This window comes from Auritidibacter ignavus (assembly GCF_029853775.1).
Taxonomy (GTDB): Bacteria; Actinomycetota; Actinomycetes; order Actinomycetales; family Micrococcaceae; genus Auritidibacter; species Auritidibacter ignavus.
Window position 1 is genome coordinate 448,532 of sequence record NZ_CP122564.1, and the last position, 17,419, is coordinate 465,950.

The window sequence follows — 17,419 nt, forward strand, 5'->3', positions numbered from 1 at the left end:
GATGCTCAGGAATGGGCACGTCCGGTTCGGAGGGCGGCCAGCAGAAACCCATCCAGCGGCAACGCGGGCAGGGCGCTGCTGGCCGACCCTACACGTATGTGCGCACATCGTATGGCTTCGTGTACACCGCGTTCGTCATCGATGCGTACTCCCGTCGTTTCGCCGGCTGGGCGACCAGATCATCGATGACGACGCACGCGCTGTCCTTAGAAGCGCTGTAGCACGCGCTGAACACCGCGACCACAGGCAGTGCTGAACTGGTCCATCACTCCGATCGTGGCTCGCAAGGCGGATTCAACTGGTCGTCGCAACACCTTGAGGTGAGAAAGGTGTTCAAGGATGGTGACCAAGGACTGGAGCATGAAGATCGGCGAGGTCCCGGAGGGGATGCGGCGGCAGTGGCGCGCGGACCGGGCGTTGCGGCCAGCAATGCGTTCTCCGGGCAGACCGCAGCCATCGAGGGCGGTGCAGCGACAATTCTGGCGCCTGATCGCGGCCGGGGTCACGACAGCGGAGGCAGCGCTGGCGGTGGGGTGTCGGTGCCGGTCGGATCGCGGTGGTTCCGTCACGCTGGCGGTATGCCACCGCTGACGTTGACGGAGCCAACTGGTCGTTATCTCAGTTTCGAGGAGCGAGAGGAGATCGCGATCTTGCGTGCTCAGGGACGCGGTGTCCGGTCGATCGCGCGTACCCTTGGGCGGGATCCGGGCACGATCAGTCGGGAGTTGCGCCGCAACGCTGCTACCCGCAGCGGGAAGCTGGAGTATCGCGCCACGGTGGCCCAATGGAAAGCCCAGGAGGCCGCGAAACGACCCAAGACCGCGAAGCTGGTGGCCAACCTGCGGCTTCGCGACTATGTCCAGGACAGACTCTCTGGGAAGGTCACTGGCCCGGACGGGACGCCGGTGGAAGGGCCGGTCACGCCGACGTGGAAGGGGTTGAACAAGCCTCGTCGGCAAGATCGACGGTGGGCCACCAGTTGGAGCCCGGAGCAGATCAGTCACCGCTTGAAGCTGGATTTCCCTGATGATGAGTCAATGCGTATCAGTCATGAGGCGATCTACCAGGCGTTGTTCATCGAAGGCCGCGGCGCACTGAAGCGTGAGCTGGTGGCTTGCCTGCGAACGGGCAGGGCGTTGCGACAGCCCCGTGAGCGTTCCCGGAACAAACCCGGCGGTCATGTCGGCGCCGAGGTCGTGATCAGCCAACGCCCCGCAGAAGCCGCTGATCGTGCTGTTCCAGGACACTGGGAAGGTGACCTGGTCATCGGGACCGGCCGCTCTGCGATCGGGACCTTGGTCGAGCGTCGCAGCCGCGCGACGATCCTGGTCCACTTGCCCCGCCTCGACGGCTGGGGCGAGCACCCTCCGGTCAAGAACGGCCCCGCGCTGGGCGGCTACGGTGCAGTCGCGATGAACGCGGCTCTGGCCGCTGCGATCACGACCCTGCCCCAGCAGTTACGCAAGACGATCACCTGGGACCGTGGCAAGGAACTATCAGGACATGCCGCGTTCACTCTTGAGACTGGCACCAAGGTGTTCTTCGCTGATCCGCACTCCCCGTGGCAACGGCCCACCAATGAGAACACCAACGGCCTGCTACGTCAGTACTTCCCCAAGGGCACCGACCTGTCCCGCTGGAGCGCAGACGACCTCGAAGCGGTGGCCCACACCCTCAACAACAGACCCCGCAAGACTCTCGGCTGGAAGACCCCCGCCGAAGTCTTCGGCGAAGCACTACAATCCCTGAAACAGGCCGGTGTTGCAACCACCGGTTGAACCTGCCCAATACGTTGCCATTGCCTACACTGAACGGCTCATCACCGCAGGAATCACCCCATCAGTCGGAACAGTCGGCGATAGCTACGACAATGCCCTTGCTGAAACCGTCAACGGCTTGTACAAGGCCGAGCTGATCTACTCCCAGCCGGCCTGGAACAGCCTGACCGATGTCGAGTTCGCGACCATGAACTGGGTCCACTGGTGGAACACCACCCGGCTGCACGAAGCACTGGGCTACAAGACACCAGCAGAAGTCGAAGCCCAATACACCGAAAGCCTCACCAACGATGAACTGTCTTTACCAACCATCTAGGAACGAAACCCAGGACGGTTCACATCGACGATCGGGTAACGAAACGGAACCCCACGGCAATGATCCTGAATCGCCTTGCTCGTATTGGTGTATCCAAGCGCCGTTACCGCATCACGGCCACAGAAATACACCTTGTCCTCATGCTCGACAGTTCGGATCGTTCCAAAGGCATCGTTAGTGAATACCTGAAGATCTCTCGTAGCCATGTCTGGCTCCTTCTAAGAGCCAGGATTGACGTGAATTCCAGCAAGCCACGGGTGCGGCCGCTTCGGGCTCTCACGTATACGCCCCTGAGCGTGCAAGAATCCGGACACCCGGTCTTGCTGAAATACTCAGGCCACTCGCTCACATGAGAAGCTTGAGCGGTGATGCAGTCCGATTCTTTCTCCCAACGCTCGACTATCCGCAGTATTGCGAATGTCCTGGCCAGTACTGATTTGCCGAGCCTAAGCGGAAACCAAATCGACGAACTTCTCCTCGACATTGGAGCGCCACCGCGTGTTGCCGGGAGTAAGCGAGAAGGACTGTTTGTCGCGCTTACGGAGGGAATGTCGGTAGCGCAAGCAGGTCAACACACTCGTGAGTTCATAGCGACGGCGATGAGCCCGACACGGTATACCACCGATCGTCAGCGTTGGGATGATTTGCGCCGCTTGCTCAACAAGGTGCTGGCGACCGAAGGATGGCATATCGACGATGCTGGCGAGTTGACCCAACTCGCTGAGGCGGCACGCACATTCGATGATATCGAGCGTCTCACCAGCTCTCTCGTGGAGGAGCTTCAGCGGCGCAGTACCCACGAACGCCTGATGGAGTATTGCAGCCAAGAACTGATCGCCGAGTCTCTGTTCCACGCGGTATCCGAGACAGCCAAGTCGATTCCTGACCGCATCCGCATCCTTACTGGCTCTACATACGATGGTCAAAAGTTGTTGGACGCAGCTTTGGGAACAAACAATTCTGCCCCTAAGTTCGTGATTAATAGCTTTTCACGGAGTCGGAAAAATCGGAACACAAGGGTTTAGGCAGGTGCATGCAGACGTACACGCTGGTGGTTCAGAATGCGGTGGACCGTACTGAACTGGGGGTTGCAACTGCGGCGGTGCAGTTCTTCCGTAACGTCGGGTCCACGATTGGAATTGCGGTGCTGGGGTCGATCATGAGTTCGGCGATGATGCCTAAGATTCAAGAACACCTGCCTGCGGGGGCCAAGAATATGGGCGACTCGATGGGTGCGGGTTCAGGGGTTGGTTCTGCCTTGGATCCGGCGAAACTTGAAGCCTTACCAGGCCCAATTGCCGATGCCATTCACTAGGGCATGGGCGAAGCGATGCATTTAGTTTTTGTAAGTGGCGTGCCCTTCGTTGCAGCCGCACTTGTATTGGCACTGTTCGTTAAGCAGCTGACTCTGAGGACAACCCACTAGAGTCGCTTATCTGCTGGGGTGGCCATTCCCGAGGTGGTAGAAAGTAGGCCCGCACCTCCCCAACCGCGACCTGCCAGGATGAACTGATTTCTCACCTGGCGGGAGGCGCTAAAGGAAAGTGCGGGCCCTCGTTGTGCAGGACTTAGCTCTTGCGACGGCGTGCAGCTACAAGTAGCGCAACACCAGCAACAGCAAGTGCACCAGCGGTCAGTCCAACCGGAAGTACCGTGGCACCGGTACGGGACAGGGAGTTGCCGTTGTTCGAAGCGGTGCCGTTTGAACCATTTGCACCAGTGCCGTTCGAATCATTCGAACCAGTGTTGTCACCTGAACCGCCCGAGGTGCTGTTCGCACCGTTGTCGGAGTCGCCTCCGTCTCCTTCAGCAGGAGCTTCCGTCTGTTTGTCGTCAGGCTTCCTGCTGTCGTCGTTGTCGGACTCACCAGGCTGAGCCGGTTCGTTTGGCTCCTGCGAAGGTGCTTCACCGGGCTCCTCGCCAGGCTGCTCCTCTGATGGTTCCTGTGACGGGGCTTGAGTTGGCTCCTGCGACGGCTCCACAGGTGGTTCCTGCGTTGGCTGTTCGCCTGGTGCTTCACTCGGCTTTTCACTTGGCGGAGTCGAGACGTCTCCGTCTTCACCACCTGGCTTGTGATCCACGACGAACGTGAGACGTTGCGTCTTCGCTGTCACACTGCCACCAGCCCTTCGTGCACCGCCCACCTCCTGCTTGGCGCGCGCCGTCACGTCGATCGTGTACGTTCCAGGTTTGGTGAATGCCCACGCAGTGTGCATGTGGGTTCCGGGCGGAAGAGGAATGTCTGCAGCCTTCTCGCTGGATGCGTACATCGTTTGAATGGAGCCGAGGTTCTCCGTGTAGGCAAACCATTTTCCGCCTTCAGGTGCGCTCACAGGTGTGAGTGTCATCGTCGCACCTTCGGGATACTTCATGCGGTCGAGTGTTTCGCTTGAGAACCCTGGCCACACACGGCCTGGTTGTTGAGCTTGCGGCAGAATGTAGAGTTCAGTGCCTTTGGGACCGAGGACGTCGTAGCTTGGGTTGGCAAGCACGTTGCCTTCACGCTTAACCTTCGCAAGTTTCGTGACTTCCAGGGTCGTCGAGTCGATAGTGCGTGTCACGGATTCCTGTGCGTGCTGTCGCGAATCGTCACCGAGCGCTACGGTCAGTTCACCATTGAGGTCCATGGCACGCAGGTCGACGTGTCCGTTATTAATCGTGACAGGCGTGTTGAGGAGACTTTCGTCAGAGCCGTCGTTTCCGTCGCCTGGGTTTGGTGTTTCACCACCGTCGCCTGGGTCGGGTATGGTGGTGGCACCACTTTCGGAAAACTGGGTCTGAACTGTATTGCCCGTGTTACTGACCTGTCCAAGGTCAATGGTGTCTGTATTACCAATTGCGGCGCGCGGCTGTGGCTCCAATGTGAGCCGTAGCGTGTACTCGTCTCCCTTGCAGTACTCGCGACTAACTTCGAGCGTACGGCGCCCAGGGCCACTTACACCATCTACCGCACACGTTGGTTCGTCGTAACCTTCTTCGTAAAAGCCACCCGTGATGTTGTAGATAAGAGAGTCATCAGCGGGTTTCGTGTCAATTGTGACTCGGTTGCCGTCACCTTGGGTGTGTGCGTTGACGGACACATCGCGCGAGTTCACCGTTACTTCGCCTGTTGAGAAGTCTCCGGCAGGTGTGTCAGGTGTTTCTGTGGGGAATTGCCCTGTGTTCGTGGTGGACACTGCTGTCTGCCCGGTGCTTGAGGTCAGGGGTGCACTGATCCAGCGTGCAGCACCCTGGGTGGGCACAAACACGGCCTGGAAACTTGATGTGTGAGATCCGATCATTTCGCTCCACGTTGCTTTACCACCCGTAACAGGGATTTCGGCGAGGTGGTAGCCGTCGATGTAGAACACGACCGTACCTTCAGCGGCGTCGTTACCAGCATTGAAAGTGAGATCAGTGAGGTTCTTATCGCCGTCTTTTTCATTGCCTGCGTGTGGGGCGATCGTGAAGCTCGGAGCGGAATTGCCCGTGACACCTGCGGCCTGGTCATACGCGACCCTCACGTCACCGAGCTTTTCGTCGGCGGGGTTGGTACCACCTACCCGCCACACTAACGTGGTTGGTTTTGAAGCCGTGAAAGAACCGTCAGATTTCCGCGCACTTGCATCGAAAGTGACTTCGTAGCGGCCCGGCTTTGTAAACGTGGTGATGTTGTGGGTGTGCGTACCTGGGTCTAACCACACTGTCCGAGAAACCTTGTCGTGGGAGGAGAACAAGCGAGTCACCGGTAGGTCGCCGAATGTCGAATAGTTGAACATGTTCATTTGGCCGGGGCCATTAAAGCCCACGAGTTCCAGGGCGAAATTCCCGTCACGGAACTGTTCAATAGGGACTGCGGTGTCAGCGCCGAAACCTGACCAAATGGGGCTATTGCCAGGCCCAGGGACCTGTGGGGCCATGTAGAGAAGCTGGCCGTCCTTGCCAAGAAAGCCGAGGCGGTGGTCGTTAGTAACTGGGAATACGTAGTTCTGGCTACCGTCATAGTTGTAGCCACGACCCACCCAGTTTGCTGTCTTGTCCAGCGGAGCTGTTTTCCCGTTCGACTGTGAGTTGATGTCGAATGTGTTCGCCTCTTTGTTCCAAAAAACTTTGGGCGCGTCAACGTGTGCTTTCGTCTCGACGCTACGATCGTCATCTGGTCCCGCGAAGGCAGGAGTGGTGGCGAACGAAAAAGCCGTAATTGCAACAGCCGCGAGTGAGGCACAGGTTGCACGAAATACGCGCATGAACCTCTCCTTTAATGTAAGTATTCTCACTGACAAGAGCCAGCGGAATAACACTACCATGACACAAGGAGACTTGCCGTATGCATAAGCATCCACGAATGATATGCAGTATCGCTTATACGCCGCTTCAAACCGATAAAACAGGGTCAACGCGACGAGGGTGACGCTAAAGTGCACGCTCCCTTAGATAGCGGTTTAGGCGCGGGAGGTAGTGACTAGGGAACGCACGGGGTCTGATCTCCTTGCACATGACCCCAAGGTGTTACACCTTATTTCCGCAGCGTGAGTTTCGGTAGCGAATTAACGATCTTCACCGTCTCTACACTCACATAGGTGATCTTCTTGATGAGGTCCACAATGTAGCGCGGGTTTCCGTGCTCCAGACCCCAGTCGCTGGGGTCGTTGACAATGCCGGAGTCCTTGTCAGTCTTCACCTGGTATCGATCCAGAATCCACTCCAAGGCCGAACGTGACCCGAGCATGTATTCGTGAGCCTCATCCGGAATGCCCGTCAGTGTGATGTTGTCATTCACCACAATCTGCGTTTTGTTCGGCGTACGAGACTTCCCGCCCCAACGCAGCTTCTGCACACGATAGAAATCTAGGTCGTCAGTATCGCCAAACACGGCTTCTTCACCCAACGAATACTCCGGCTGCTCCTCATAGCGAATGTGCAGTTCCAACAGCTGCTCACCGGCTTCAACGAACTTACGGAAATCCTCCGCCGTGTCCGGCAACGAGATCTGCGGCAGCTGCCGTTTAAGGTCAGCCGTATAGGTGCTCCGATACAGCTCCGAATGAAGCAGAGCGTAAATGCTTGCGAAGATGTCGTCCTTCGTCACCCCGTCACCGAACGCTGCTTGGTAGCGCTGGAGCGCGTCATCAGAAATATTGTCGATCCGCCTGTATCCGTTGACGACGGTGTCACCCGAAACGCGGCCATCGGTCAGGTCGAACGTCCCCTGCGGATCGCTCGGCCCTGATGAGTCATCCAGCTTTTCGTACGTAAACCGTGGGAAGAACTGGCCAGTCTCAATTAGATGCAAGTCTGGGATCACGTTGACAGCCAAAACTGCAAAGTGGTGTCCTCCTCCACCCGACAAGCAATAAAACCCGTAGTTCTCCATTCCCGCTTCCGGGAACATCCGCGGAACCTGGCTGCGTTCATGATTGAGTCCCGACCCAAAAGCAAGACTGGATTTCATGAAGGGCCTGTAGATACTCCTGCGGAACGTGTCTGAGCTGATTTCAATCTGTCTGTCCCGGGCCGCCCAGTTACGCAAAGAGCGGGACCATTTGATCCTCGTTGCGTCCAAATACTCTGGATTGTCTCCAAGCCATTTCTGGACATCGGTTTCGTTACGGTGCTCACGCGGTTCAGCCTGGTAGGAAACGCGCACCTCATCAAATGTCCCACTAGAGCGGCCACATTTGACCTCAGCTTCTTCTCACTGAAGTTGTAGACCCACGCATCACGATTAGTCTGCAAGCCTGCTGAGTACGTTGAGAACAATGCCCTCGTAGTTTCATCACGATGCTTATCGCCAATCGGATAAAACGCCTGAAACGCGTCTGACGACTGGTTGATCCATTCGCCACGCTCGTTCAGCTCAAGCTCAGACCATTCGATAGTGCCAACGTCGGATGTCTCTACGATTTCGAGCTTCTTCACGGCTCAGATAGTCGCCAATGTCGTTGTAGTGCAGCACGCACGGCCCTGCGTGAGCAGGGTCTTTGACCGCCAACATGATGGCAACAGTCGCGCGGCTTCCCGCTTCGAACGCATTTCCGCCTTCTTTGCGACGCTGTTCTCCCGAGGTTCGAGCATTACCTCGCAAGTTGTGCACATACAGGTGGTTAAAGTCGTCGATGAGGCTGTTTCTCAACCCGTCGGCTGAATTCGAGTCGATATACCCACCGTTCGTCACATAGGCCAAAACGCCCTGGTCGTCCAAACGGCCAGCTCCCCAGCGAATAGCCCGAATGTAGGAGCCGTACAGGCTGTTGACGTTTCCGCCCTTGGTTGTTCGTTTGGCAGCGTAAGTGTCGCGGATTCGGCTATCGAGTGTCGGATACGTCTGATTTGGGTTGTTATCGTTCGCGCTCGTTTGTCCGGCTGAGTACGGCGGGTTGCCCAGAATAATCTGTATGGGGCAGTCCAGCTGGCGAGTGGCACGTTCGCTGTTCTGCGTGAACATTTGCGTGTCGAGGGTGTCGCCGTCTTCTGACATCTGGAATGTGTCAGCCAGGACGATTCCCTCAAACGGCGTGTACTCACCACCCATAACACCGTGGTAGGTGGCCTCAATATTGATAGCGGCCACGTAGTAGGCCAACAGCATGAGTTCGTTCGCGTGGAGTTCGTTCGCATATTTGCGAGCCAGGTCGTGCGTGTTGATGATGCCCGACTGCAGCAGGCGCACAATGAAGGTTCCTGTACCCGTGAACGGATCATCCGCTGCACAGACTCCGATGTGTAGTCCGGCTCGGGGAGGTGGCCGTAGCGTCGCACCGACTCATCTCTGGCGCCGGTCGCATACGCTTCTGTATCTAGCTCGGATAGGAGACGCAGGCGGGTGTTCTCGGCGGTGATCGGCAGGATGGTGCGATGACTTATTGGGAACACCCCAAGCCTGTGCAACGCCTCCGCGCGGTGGATATCCAAGATCTTGCCAGAGCATCGGTGAGATTATTAGATGCTGGGGGGCTGAAAGCACTAACCCTGCGTGCTGTCGCTCAAGACATCGGTGTAGCTCCCGCTAGTCTTTACTCACGCGTGGAATCGGTAGATGATCTCTACGATCTTGCCTTGGATATAGCATTAGCGGACGACGCACAGATGGCGGTAGCGACCCGTGAGGCTGAGCTGCCATTGCTGATGCAGTGCTTTTTTACACATCTCACCACTCATCGGTGGGCCGGTCAGGTCATCGGCATGCGGGCCCCTCGGGGCCCAGCGTATTTGGCCCTGTCCGAGCGGATGTGCGTGTTATTGGACAGCGCAGGAGTGGCCGATCCGCTCGGGACCGCCTATCAGTTGTCCAATGTGGTGATAGGGTCGGCGCTCACTGCGCCCATGGCCTTCGATGAAAAACGCGTGCCCGTCGATGCCGAGCGGGCGCCGACCTACGCTCGACTCAAGGCCACACACCAGATCAGTCCCCACAAAGTTCTGGCAGATGCTGTGGACGCGCTGCTGTCACGATGCCACACGATGTGAGGGAGCTGCGCGGTGCCTATCACTAAGGCGTGACATCCAGAACCCGAAACATCCGGTATGCGGGATTATTGCTCGGCCTGGGGCTGACCGTGCTTGTGGGTTTTCTCATGCCCGATGAGCTAGCCATAGCGGCACGGGTGACCGCCGCGGTCGTCGTGCTGATGGGAACCTGGTGGGTTACCGAAGCCGTGCCGTTGCCGGTTACCGCCATGGTGCCACTTATTGCGTTCCCGGCCACCCAGGTGTTTCCCCTGGATGAAGTCGCCGGATCATATGCCAGCGAGATCATCTTCTTGTTCCTCGGCGGATTCCTGCTCGCACGTGGCATTCAGCGCTGGAACCTGCACCGTCGCATCGCCATACTCATCGTCTTGGTCGTGGGGACGAAACCTTCCCGGATGATTCTGGGGTTGATGATGGCCACCGCTGCGCTCGGTATGTGGGTCTCCAATACCGCCACCGCGCTGATGATGATTCCACTGGGTTCTTCGCTGGTTGCACTGGTGCGCGAGGAAGGCGGGGGTCATGATGTGGGGGACGCCGATTCCGGCCACTCACAATTCGGTATTGGGCTGATGATTGCGATTGCCTATGCCGCCACGCTCAGTGCCTGTGGTTCCATCATCGCCTCACCAGGCAATATCTTCGTGGTGGGATACCTGCAGGAAACGGTCGGTTACCAGGTCGGATTCCTACAGTGGATGCTGTTTGGCATTCCGTTTTTGATCGTCTTCCTCGTCCTGGGTTGGCTGATCATCACCAAGGTTTTGTTCCGCCCGGAGGTGAAAGATCTCCCTGGAGGTCGCGACCTCTTCCTTGCGGAACTGAAGAAATTGGGCCCGATAGGTTCGGGCGAACTGGGTATCACGATGATGTTTCTGAGCGCTGCAGTGTCCTGGATCGTGGTCCCGGTGCTCTTTGACGACCCCTGGGCCACCGACGCGGTGATCGCCATGATTGCCGGCGTGGCTACCTTCGTGATCCCAGCTCAGCCATCCAAAGGTGTGATGCTGATGAATTGGGAAACCGAGCTGAAGACACCGTGGGGTGTGCTGATTCTTTAGGTGGCGGATGAGCGCTATCGGCCCAAGTGACCGACAGCTACTTGGCTGATTGGCTAGGTGCTTCCCTGGGCGGCCTTGGTGCCGTTCCAGTCTGGGTGCTGGCCCCAATGGTGGTGCTACTGGTGATCATCCAGAGGGAATTCACGTCTTCGATGGCCACGATCACCACCTTTGTACCGATCGTGGCTGTGGTCGCCGCCTCCGTGGGACACGACCCGGTGATTTTCGCGATGATGGTGACCCAGGCCTGCCAATGTGCCTTCATGCTGCCGGTTGCTTCCGCGCCCAATGCGATTGCGTTCTCTACCGGGGAGCTGAAGATCTCACATATGGTCAAAGCCGGACTCTGGATGACTGTGGTCGGCTTGATCCTAGTCAGTTCCCTCGCTCTCTTCGTTCTTCCGGTCATTCTCCGGTAGCCGATCACAGGATGCGCCGTTGACCTGGAGAAACAGGTAGTATTCGACCATGTCCAGAACCCAAACCAGACGTGTCGTCTCGCTGTGGCAGCTGTGGGCTACTCTGGTAGCGCTCAGCCTGGTGCTGACCGGTTGCACCAACCAAGAGCGGGGCAATCCTGATGGTTGGGTCGAGATCGTGCCTGAGACCGTCCCGGAGATTGCTGCGTTGGTTCCCGAGGACCTGCAAAAACGTGGCGTGCTCCGGATGGGCACCAACACGCCCTTTGCACCCTTCGAATTCAAAGACTCCGATGGCACCATCATTGGCACCGAAATGGACCTGGGACGGGCTTTGGCCTCAGTGATGGGTCTAGAGTTTGAACCGGTAGAACAGGACTTCGCCCTTATCCTGCCCTCGGTGTCATCCGGCACCGTGGATGTGGGCGGTTCCGGATTCACCGACACCGAAGAGCGTCGGCAGAACTACGATTTCGTCAATACGCTCTACGCCGGCATTCAGTGGGCCCAGCACGCCGAGCGCGACGCAGAGATCGACCCCGAACATTCCTGTGGACTCACCGTGGCCGTGCAACGTAATACCGTGGCCCAAACCGATGAAATCATTCCCAAGTCCCAAGCGTGTGCAGGAGCCGGCGAGGAACCAATCGAGATTCTGGCCTATGACACCTCGGATAATGCCGCGACCGCGTTTGTGCTGGGGCGGGCTGATGCCTTCGCCGCGGATTCTCCGATTGTCAGCTGGGTTGAAGACCAAGCTGACGGCGAGATTCAGGAGGTCGGGCCGATGTATCACGCCGCTCCCTACGGTTTTGCTGTGCCGAAAGATGCAGAACTCACCAACGCGCTGGTCGCAGCCATGGATCATCTCATTGAAACTGGTACCTACGAAGAGATTCTGGACCAATGGAATATTCAGGACGGTCTGATTGAAGAACCCTTAGTCAACGAAAAACCCGTCGAGATCCCCTTATCCCACACACTCGCGCCCTAGTGGAGCCAGCACATGACAGATCACACCACAGCTAAGACATCACCCGAGAGCCGAGCGGTTAGGCCCGAACCCATTCGCGCCAAGCCCTTGCGCCATCCCGGTCGGTGGGTAGCCGCCGCCGTGGTGGCCGGATTGCTGTTGTGGTTCGTGATCTCGGCGCTGAACAACGAGAACTACGGATGGGACGTCTACCGGTCTTACCTGTTTGACACCCGCATCATCAACGCCGCCGGACATACCCTGGCACTGACCGTGCTGTCGATGCTGTTCGGCGTCATCCTCGGCTCGGTCACTGCGGTGATGCGGATGTCGCCGAATATCGTGCTCAAATCGGTGGCGTGGCTGTACCTGTGGATCTTCCGTGGCACCCCGATCTACGTCCAGTTGGTGTTTTGGGGGCTGGCCGGCTCGTTGTACCAGTCAATCAACCTCGGATTTGCCGAGATCGACGTGCAGTCGTTGCTGTCGAATATGTTCGTCCTGGCCGTGGTCGGCCTATCGCTCAATGAAGGCGCGTACATGTCCGAAATTGTCCGCTCCGGCATTCAAGCGGTCCCCGAAGGACAGGTGGAAGCCTCCCAAGCGTTGGGCATGGGCTGGTGGCTGACCATGCGTCGCACCATCCTGCCGCAAGCGATGCGCATCATCATTCCACCCACCGGCAACGAGCTGATCTCGATGCTGAAAACGACCTCCCTGGTCGTGGCAATCCCGTACTCGCTGGAGCTTTACGGCCGGTCGCTGGATATTGCCAATGCGCTGTTTGATCCGGTGCCGATGCTGTTGGTGGCAGCCACCTGGTACCTGGCGATCACCTCGGTGCTGATGATCGGACAACACTACCTGGAAGAGCATTTCAACAAGGGAGTCTCCCGCGAACTGACGCCACGTCAGTTGGCCGCACTGGCCGACGCGGAAGGTGATTTCCCCTCCAACATCACCCTGGTCAACTCCGCAGACAAGGAGCGTCGTAACCGATGAATGCTCAAGCCAGCCTGACACCCATGATTGATGCTCAGCAGATCTGGAAGTCCTACGGAGATCTGGACGTGCTCAAAGGCATCGATCTACAGGTTGACCCCGGAGAAGTCACCTGTCTGATTGGCCCCTCGGGCTCGGGCAAGTCCACGTTTTTACGATGCGTGAATCACCTGGAGCAGATCACCGCCGGCCGACTCTACGTCGATGGAGAACTGATGGGCTACCGGGAACAGAACGGGGTACTGCACGAAATCACGCCGAAACAGGCCGCCGCCCAGCGCTCTGAGATTGGCATGGTGTTCCAACAGTTCAACCTCTTCCCGCACCGCACGGCGTTGGAGAACATCATCGAGGCACCCGTCAAGGTGAAAAAGCAGCCCCTGGATAAGGCCCGAGCCACCGCGAAGAAGCTCTTGGCCCAAATGGGTCTGGCTGCGAAAGCCACCGCCTATCCGGCCCAGCTTTCGGGTGGTCAGCAACAACGTGTCGCCATCGCTCGGGCGGTGGCGATGAACCCGAAACTGATGCTGTTCGACGAGCCCACCTCGGCGCTGGACCCAGAGCTAGTCGGAGAAGTCTTGACCGTGATGCGCGAGCTCGCCGAGGATGGAATGACCATGTTGGTGGTCACCCACGAAATGGGCTTTGCGCGGAATGTCGCCGATACGGTGGTGTTCATGGACGGGGGAGTCGTGGTCGAAGCAGGGGAGGCCGGGCAGGTCATCGAAGACCCCCAGCAACGTCGCACCCAGGAATTCTTAGCCAGTATCCGACGTTAGTGTCGGGCTGGGCCGTCGGGAAGGGAGCAGCTCATGGCCGAGCCACAGGTTTACGTGCTGGGTAGCGCTAATGTGGACCGTTATCTGTTGGTCGAACACATCGTGCGGGCAGGGGAGACCATTCTTGCCCAGGACACTTCCGCCTCACTGGGCGGAAAGGGACTCAACCAGGCGGTGGCCTCCGCACGCTACGGGGCGAGAACGCATCTGGTGGGATGTCTCGGAACTGATGTCGAAGCTGAGTTGATCTTCGAGACCATCACGTCCGAACCCCGTCTCGATACCTCGCTGATGACCCAGGTGGAGTCCCATCCCACCGGCATTGCCACCATCCAGCGTGATCCGGCCGGGGAAAATAGCATTATTGTGGCCGCCGGAGCCAATGCTGCCTTGCATCCCGACCATGCCGTCGCGGCGTTGAACCAAGTCAGCACCGATGATCTCGTCCTGGCCCAGCTGGAGATTCCCTACCCCACCGTGGTGGCCGGACTCCGCGCTGGGCAGCGGGCTGGTGCTCGCACTGTGCTCAACGCTGCCCCGGCAACCACTCACGCTGAGGTGCTGGAGTACACCGACGTGCTGGTGGTCAATGAGATTGAAGCCACCACGTTGAGTGGCGATACCTCGGGTCTGGGCACCGTTGATCTGGCTACTCGACTCTCCCAGCGCTATCACCTTGATGTGGTGGTGACCCTGGGCGAGCGCGGGAGCCAGGTGTGTACTCAGCAGGGCCAGAAGCTGGTGACGGTGCCGGCGCGAGACACCGACGTGGTCGATACCACTGGCGCCGGGGATGCTTTCACGGGAGCCCTGGTGGCGGCCTTGGTCGCTGGCGAAGACGTGGTCACGGCAGCCGCCTGGGGCACCGTCGCCGGATCCTTCGCCTGTGAGTCCCAGGGCACCCAAGGTTACCCCACACGACAGCCGGACCTGGAGGAAAAGGTTCCGGCCATTCTGGACGCTATCCGCTAGAGACCGAACACCTCGCGCAGATGCGGACTCAGCATCGTCCCGGAGGAATCCAGACATTGACGCACCCGGAGGAAATCCTCCCAGTGTTCATAGCGTGTAGCACACTGCTCGGCGGTCAGTGTATGCCACTTACCCCAGTGAGGCCGGCCCTGATACGCCGACATCACCTCGCTGACGGTGGCAAAGTAGTCGGCGAAATCCTCTGGGGCGTGCCGGTGCACGGCAATATAGCCGGTGGTTCGACCCTGGCTGGTGGCTAACCATCCGCTATCGGCGGCCGCACTACGCACCTCGATCGGGAATGTGGCTGATAAGCCCCGATCACGCAGGGCTCGGTCAAGTTCGCGTAGTACTTCGGGAACTGCCTGGAAATCTACGGCGAACTCGGTCTCGTTGAACCGTACTCGCCGCGGTGAAGCAAAAGCAGTCGCCCAATTCTTGATCCGCTCGGATTGACCCCACCCCCGAGTGGTGAGGTCATTGAGCCGTGGGGTCACCTGCGGTGCCAGATTGCCCAGCCGGCAGATCGCAGCGAATCCGGCGTTACTGATCACCTCCTCGCGCACCAGCCCGGTGAGGTCTTGACCTCGTTGCACGAGGCGGGAATGCCCGGCCTGAGTCTGTGCCACGGTTCCGGCGGGAAGCCGACGAGAGGTTTTGGTGACCGCCTGCTGGCTACGCATGAACCAAAAGAACTCAAAGTGGTCGTTGTCAGTGTTCAGCTGTTCCCACCCATCGAGTACCTCGTCGATGGGTTGCAAGCACTGGCTGGTGTGCAGATCATAGTCGGGGACCAGTTGCAGGGTGACCTCGGTGAGGACACCACAAGCGCCCAGGGTCACCCGCAAGGCGTCCAGCAGTTGCGGGTGTTGATCGGAAACTTTCAGGTGCTCGCCGTCGCCGGTGATCATAGCCAATCCGGCAAGTTGGGAGGAAAGCCCACCGAACCGGAGTCCGGTGCCATGAGTTCCGGTGGAGATGGCCCCGGCAATGGACTGGCGGTTAATATCACCGAGATTCTCCATCGCCCACCCCGTGCCGGCCAACAGGTGCGGGATCTGCCACAACTTTGTACCGGCTGCTAGCGTCACCCGCCCGGCGCGATGATCGAAGTCGATTAGCCCGCTGAGATGATCGGTGAGCACCTGGATGTCTTCACCGACCGCGACGGCCGAAAAGCTATGTCCAGAACCGACCGGACGTACCTGCCGGCCGGTGGTTCGGGCCCGGGTGAGAATGGCCTGTAGTTCCTCCACCGACCTAGGATTCAGGGTGGTGCGCGGGCTCCACCGGTAATGACCCGACCAATTCCGCTGTGATCCGATGGGTTTTCGACATGGTAACCACCGTGGTATTGCCATCACCACATCTGTCCTTCTCCGCGATAGGTCGTGACCACTCCGAGATGGTCAGCGCCATCAACGACGTGCAATTCATTGAGATGCTCACATAGCTCTCCGGCCTTGGTATGGCGCATCCACACTCGGTCGCCAATACCCACTTGGTGACCGGCAGCTACGGTCATTGGGGTCTGCACCTCGCCGGCACCCTCCCGCGAGGTCAGGCGTAACCCCTCGGGGTAGACCGGAACCGGTAACCGGTCTGGACCGGGTGCTCCGGAGGCAATCCATCCGCCACCGGCGGCGGTGACGTACCCGGGTGCCGGTATCCGGGTGATATCCAAGACGAAGTAGGTAGCCGGGCGCTGCGTGAAGGTGGTGTAGTGATCGAAATAGTGGGAGGCGTAGAGCCCTGAGCCGACCGTGATCTCGGTGACTGACGGATCAATCCTGGTGGACTCCACCGAGCCGGTGCCCCCGCCGTTGACGAATTCCAGCTCGGTCAGCTCGCCGATAGCGGACACCGCCGCACCACGGCGGGCGGTCAGTTCAGGCACCGAGAGCTTCTTCAGCATCCGCACCGCAGGGCTGGTGTCGTTCACCCCGGCCACTTGAGCCTCATAGCCCATGATCCCCACGAGGTTGAGCGCCGGGGTCGCGATCACTGCACGGGCTGCGTTGACCGCCTGCTGGCGGTGGTGAATGGGCGAGCGCCGGGTCCCTAAGTGCAAGCCCGCAAACCGGTAGGAACAATCCAGGTCCAAACAGACTCGAAACCGGTGGGGCGGCGAGCCCGCCTGGCGGTGCACTGAAGCCAGCAGCCCGAGGTGGTCAGGGTGGTCGACCATCAGGGTGATGGCATCGCTGAGTGTCTGGTCGCTGATCAGCTCTGTCAGTACCGCGGTATCGACGCTGGGATAGGCGACCACCACATCATCCAGACCGTCACGCACCAACCAGATCGACTCGCGCAGTGAATAGGCCAGAACCCCCTGAAAACCCGGCACACGCAACACCGCATGAAGCACCGGCACAGAACGCACCGATTTAGAAGCCACCCGCAGCGGGACCCCGTCGGCACGGTTGCGCAGGGTAGCAACATTGGTGGTGAACGCCCGCCGGTCTAGCACACCCAGGGGCGCGCTGAACCCCGTGATAGCGCGAGCCATCTCCGCAAAGCCGGACCGTTGCTGCGCGCTGGGTGTATCGCTGGTGGTAGCCAGGTCGCTGAGCCCGAGCAACTCGGTGGCAGCGTCCGGGGTGGCGGGCTGGCGATGAGCAAGCAATGTGTGTTCTGTCACACTGATAGCATATCGTGCCACCGGCCCAG

At 59.0% G+C, this 17,419-nt stretch carries 16 protein-coding genes and 3 pseudogenes; 12 read left to right on the forward strand and 7 right to left on the reverse strand.

The window, feature by feature from the left end; all coding sequences use genetic code 11:
- Positions 1-11 precede the first annotated feature (11 nt).
- The 3 genes and pseudogenes from QDX22_RS12060 to QDX22_RS01970 form a co-directional block, all read left to right on the forward strand.
- Positions 12-221: a hypothetical protein gene (locus tag QDX22_RS12060; RefSeq protein WP_110100998.1), complete on the forward strand. Its 210-nt coding sequence runs from the start codon at positions 12-14 to the stop codon at positions 219-221.
- 139 nt (positions 222-360) lie between these two features.
- Positions 361-1,778, forward strand: a pseudogene (locus QDX22_RS01965) (IS30 family transposase).
- A gap of 4 nt (positions 1,779-1,782) precedes the next feature.
- Positions 1,783-2,094 (forward strand): annotated as a pseudogene (locus QDX22_RS01970) (integrase core domain-containing protein); the annotation flags it as partial.
- On the opposite strand, the gene QDX22_RS01975 reads toward QDX22_RS01970, so the two are convergent.
- Positions 2,091-2,300: a BRO family protein gene (locus tag QDX22_RS01975; RefSeq protein WP_233242955.1), complete on the reverse strand. Its 210-nt coding sequence runs from the start codon at positions 2,298-2,300 to the stop codon at positions 2,091-2,093. The pseudogene QDX22_RS01970 and the gene QDX22_RS01975 sit on opposite strands and share 4 nt — an antisense overlap.
- A gap of 162 nt (positions 2,301-2,462) precedes the next feature.
- Between QDX22_RS01975 and QDX22_RS01980 the strand changes: the two genes are divergently transcribed.
- Together QDX22_RS01980 and QDX22_RS01985 are read left to right on the forward strand one after the other, a co-directional pair.
- Positions 2,463-3,119 (forward strand): TIGR02391 family protein, encoded by a 657-nt coding sequence (locus QDX22_RS01980; RefSeq protein ID WP_233487927.1) that lies wholly within the window; start codon positions 2,463-2,465, stop codon positions 3,117-3,119.
- A gap of 8 nt (positions 3,120-3,127) precedes the next feature.
- The gene (locus QDX22_RS01985; protein WP_199445890.1) at positions 3,128-3,409 is read left to right on the forward strand and encodes a hypothetical protein; all 282 of its coding nucleotides are present in this window, start codon (positions 3,128-3,130) and stop codon (positions 3,407-3,409) included.
- A 253-nt stretch (positions 3,410-3,662) separates the two neighbouring features.
- Here QDX22_RS01985 and QDX22_RS01990 read toward each other — a convergent pair whose 3' ends face one another.
- The 4 genes and pseudogenes from QDX22_RS01990 to QDX22_RS02005 all read right to left on the reverse strand — a co-directional run bounded on the left by QDX22_RS01990 (position 3,663) and on the right by QDX22_RS02005 (position 8,743).
- A complete protein-coding gene (locus QDX22_RS01990) occupies positions 3,663-6,497 on the reverse strand; it encodes a choice-of-anchor M domain-containing protein (protein ID WP_279717943.1) in 2,835 nt (944 codons plus the stop codon).
- A gap of 92 nt (positions 6,498-6,589) precedes the next feature.
- Positions 6,590-7,720, reverse strand: coding sequence for a type ISP restriction/modification enzyme (locus QDX22_RS01995; RefSeq protein WP_166769818.1), 1,131 nt, complete (start codon positions 7,718-7,720; stop codon positions 6,590-6,592).
- Between the two features lie 26 nt (positions 7,721-7,746).
- A pseudogene (locus tag QDX22_RS02000) lies at positions 7,747-7,992 on the reverse strand (type ISP restriction/modification enzyme); the annotation flags it as partial.
- Positions 7,937-8,743, reverse strand: coding sequence for a hypothetical protein (locus QDX22_RS02005; RefSeq protein ID WP_122549164.1), 807 nt, complete (start codon positions 8,741-8,743; stop codon positions 7,937-7,939). The gene QDX22_RS02005 and the pseudogene QDX22_RS02000, both read right to left, overlap by 56 nt.
- 185 nt (positions 8,744-8,928) lie before the next feature.
- Here QDX22_RS02005 and QDX22_RS02010 point away from each other — a divergent pair, with 185 nt between their 5' ends.
- From QDX22_RS02010 to QDX22_RS02040, 7 genes are read left to right on the forward strand one after another with little or no spacing between them, the layout of a single operon-like run.
- The gene (locus QDX22_RS02010; protein WP_110098221.1) at positions 8,929-9,540 is read left to right on the forward strand and encodes a TetR/AcrR family transcriptional regulator; all 612 of its coding nucleotides are present in this window, start codon (positions 8,929-8,931) and stop codon (positions 9,538-9,540) included.
- Between the two features lie 29 nt (positions 9,541-9,569).
- Positions 9,570-10,604, forward strand: a complete 1,035-nt coding sequence (locus tag QDX22_RS02015; protein ID WP_146206423.1) for an SLC13 family permease — start codon at positions 9,570-9,572, stop codon at positions 10,602-10,604.
- 26 nt (positions 10,605-10,630) lie between these two features.
- The gene (locus QDX22_RS02020) at positions 10,631-11,023 is read left to right on the forward strand and encodes an SLC13 family permease (RefSeq protein WP_110101003.1); all 393 of its coding nucleotides are present in this window, start codon (positions 10,631-10,633) and stop codon (positions 11,021-11,023) included.
- A gap of 49 nt (positions 11,024-11,072) precedes the next feature.
- Complete coding sequence (locus tag QDX22_RS02025) at positions 11,073-12,017, forward strand: ABC transporter substrate-binding protein (protein WP_110101004.1); 945 nt, start codon at positions 11,073-11,075, stop codon at positions 12,015-12,017.
- 12 nt (positions 12,018-12,029) lie between these two features.
- On the forward strand, positions 12,030-12,998 hold the full coding sequence (locus QDX22_RS02030) for an amino acid ABC transporter permease (protein ID WP_110101005.1): 969 nt from the start codon (positions 12,030-12,032) through the stop codon (positions 12,996-12,998).
- Positions 12,995-13,777 carry an amino acid ABC transporter ATP-binding protein gene (locus tag QDX22_RS02035; protein ID WP_110101006.1) on the forward strand — a complete coding sequence of 261 codons (783 nt, stop codon included), beginning with the start codon at positions 12,995-12,997 and terminating at the stop codon, positions 13,775-13,777. The genes QDX22_RS02030 and QDX22_RS02035 overlap by 4 nt, the downstream gene beginning before the upstream one ends.
- A 33-nt stretch (positions 13,778-13,810) precedes the next feature.
- On the forward strand, positions 13,811-14,749 hold the full coding sequence (locus QDX22_RS02040) for a ribokinase (RefSeq protein ID WP_110101007.1): 939 nt from the start codon (positions 13,811-13,813) through the stop codon (positions 14,747-14,749).
- Here QDX22_RS02040 and QDX22_RS02045 read toward each other — a convergent pair.
- A complete protein-coding gene (locus QDX22_RS02045) occupies positions 14,746-16,110 on the reverse strand; it encodes a D-arabinono-1,4-lactone oxidase (RefSeq protein WP_146206424.1) in 1,365 nt (454 codons plus the stop codon). The genes QDX22_RS02040 and QDX22_RS02045 overlap by 4 nt on opposite strands.
- Positions 16,110-17,390 (reverse strand): amino acid deaminase/aldolase, encoded by a 1,281-nt coding sequence (locus tag QDX22_RS02050; RefSeq protein WP_146206425.1) that lies wholly within the window; start codon positions 17,388-17,390, stop codon positions 16,110-16,112. Before QDX22_RS02050 ends, QDX22_RS02045 begins: the two co-directional genes overlap by 1 nt.
- Positions 17,391-17,419 lie beyond the last annotated feature (29 nt).

Coding starts and splice junctions, on each gene's coding strand:
- QDX22_RS12060 (WP_110100998.1), top strand. CDS start 12: ATGGGCACGTCCGGTTCGGAGGGCGGCCAGCAGAAACCCATCCAGCGG.
- QDX22_RS01975 (WP_233242955.1), bottom strand. CDS start 2,300: ATGGCTACGAGAGATCTTCAGGTATTCACTAACGATGCCTTTGGAACG.
- QDX22_RS01980 (WP_233487927.1), top strand. CDS start 2,463: ATGCAGTCCGATTCTTTCTCCCAACGCTCGACTATCCGCAGTATTGCG.
- QDX22_RS01985 (WP_199445890.1), top strand. CDS start 3,128: ATGCAGACGTACACGCTGGTGGTTCAGAATGCGGTGGACCGTACTGAA.
- QDX22_RS02010 (WP_110098221.1), top strand. CDS start 8,929: ATGACTTATTGGGAACACCCCAAGCCTGTGCAACGCCTCCGCGCGGTG.
- QDX22_RS02025 (WP_110101004.1), top strand. CDS start 11,073: ATGTCCAGAACCCAAACCAGACGTGTCGTCTCGCTGTGGCAGCTGTGG.
- QDX22_RS02030 (WP_110101005.1), top strand. CDS start 12,030: ATGACAGATCACACCACAGCTAAGACATCACCCGAGAGCCGAGCGGTT.
- QDX22_RS02035 (WP_110101006.1), top strand. CDS start 12,995: ATGAATGCTCAAGCCAGCCTGACACCCATGATTGATGCTCAGCAGATC.
- QDX22_RS02040 (WP_110101007.1), top strand. CDS start 13,811: ATGGCCGAGCCACAGGTTTACGTGCTGGGTAGCGCTAATGTGGACCGT.
- QDX22_RS02045 (WP_146206424.1), bottom strand. CDS start 16,110: ATGGCAATACCACGGTGGTTACCATGTCGAAAACCCATCGGATCACAG.